The sequence below is a fragment of the Lysinibacillus sp. NPDC056185 genome, from assembly GCF_047737915.1.
Taxonomy (GTDB): Bacteria; Bacillota; Bacilli; order Bacillales_A; family Planococcaceae; genus Lysinibacillus.
The window spans coordinates 1-1,667 of the sequence record NZ_JBLLLQ010000084.1; the positions used below are offsets into that span (position 1 = coordinate 1).

General features: G+C 73.8%; 1 protein-coding gene. It reads right to left on the reverse strand.

The genetic code is table 11. From position 1 onward, the window contains the following. Positions 1–1,667 (reverse strand): condensation domain-containing protein (locus ACMZ42_RS27000; RefSeq protein WP_415733422.1); only part of this gene is annotated, 1,667 nt, incomplete at both ends.

A 1,667-nucleotide genomic window follows, 5' to 3' on the forward strand; every position in this document is an offset into this window, starting at 1 on the left:
GCGCCAGTGGGCGATGTCCCGGTGCACGGACTCGCCCTCCAGTCGCTCCCGCTGCCAGACGGCGTGGTCGGCGTACTGCACGACGAGCGGGTCCAGTTGGGGTTCGAAGCCCTCCGCGAGCGCGGTGCAGATCGTGCGGAACTCGCGCTCCAGCAGGGCCGACGACCAGCCGTCGCAGGCGATGTGATGGATGGTCAGCAGCAGGTCGGCGCGACCGTGGTCCGGGACGAGGAGTGCGCGCCACACCGGTCCGTGCTCCAGGTCGAATCCGCGTGCCAGCTCGGCCTCGGCCAGCGCGGCGAGCCGGTCGCGCGGGGCCTCGCCGACGGCGGGGCCCGCAACGGTCAGGTCGACTGCCGGTTCGGCTTCGATGATCTGGCAGGGCTCGCCCGCCTCGACGGCGTACCGGGTGCGGAGCACCTCGTGGCGTGCGGCCAGAATCCCCAGGGCGCGCCGGACGACGTCGGCTCCGGTGTCCGAAGGGATCTCGAGCAGGAGCGGAACGACGTACTCCGGGCTCCTCGGGGACATCCGGTCCAACAGCCACAGGCGCTGCTGGGCCGAGGACAGGGGCAGCGGGGTGCCGCGGGGCACGGGTCGCACGGGCCGGGTGTCCTGTCCGCTCGCGGACAGCAGCTTGGCCTGGTCCGCCACGGTCGGGGCGGCGAGCAGCTCACCGAGGGCGAGGCTGTGCCCGGTGGCGGCCCGCAGCATGCCGGAGAGTCGGCTCAGCAGCAGGGAGTAGCCGCCGCGCTGGAAGAAGTCGTCGTGCGCGCCGACCCGTTCGACACCGAGGAGCTCCGACCACACCCGGGCGACGGTCCGTTCGCCCGGGGTGCGCGGGGCGGTGTACGTCTCGTCGTCCGGTTCGCCGTCCTGGTCCGGCGGGGTGGGCAGCGCCGCCCGGTCCACCTTGCCGCTGCTGGTCCTGGGCAGCTCGGCGAGCGGGACGTACACCGAGGGAACCAGGTAGTCGGGCAGCCTGGCCCGCAGGTAGCCGCGCAGTTCGGCGGGCGGCAGCTCCTTGCGGGCCACGATGTAGGCGGCGAGCCGTCCGACGCCCTCGGCGTCCTTGTGCACGGCGACCGCCGCGCCGGTGATCTCGGGGTGCCCGGCGAGCGCGCTCTCCACCTCGCCCGGTTCGATCCGCACTCCGCGGACCTTGACCTGGTCGTCGACGCGGCCCGCGAACTCCAGGACGCCGTCGGAGCGCCAGCGTGCCCGGTCACCGGTGCGGTAGAGCCGGGAACCGGCGGGTCCGTACGGATCGGGCACGAAGCGTTCCGCGGTCAGTTCGGGGCGGCCGAAGTAGCCGTGGGCCACCCCCGGACCGCCCGCGTACAGCTCGCCCGGCACCCCGATCGGCACGGGTTCGCCATCCACGTCGAGCACCAGGACGCGCATCCCGTCGATCGGCCGCCCGATCGGCACCGGGCCGGCCGTCTGGTTCCGGTCGAAGAGGTGGGCCGTGATGTCGATGGAGCACTCGGTGGGGCCGTAGGTGTTCCAGAGCGCGGTATCGGGGCCGAGCGGGGCGAGCAGCCGGTGCGCGACCTCCGCGTACAGGGGCTCGCCGGCCGAGAAGATCAGCCGCAGCGAACCGCAGTCCGCCCAGCCGGGCTCGTCGGCGAGCAGCCGCAGTACCGAGGGCACGCCCTGCAGCACCG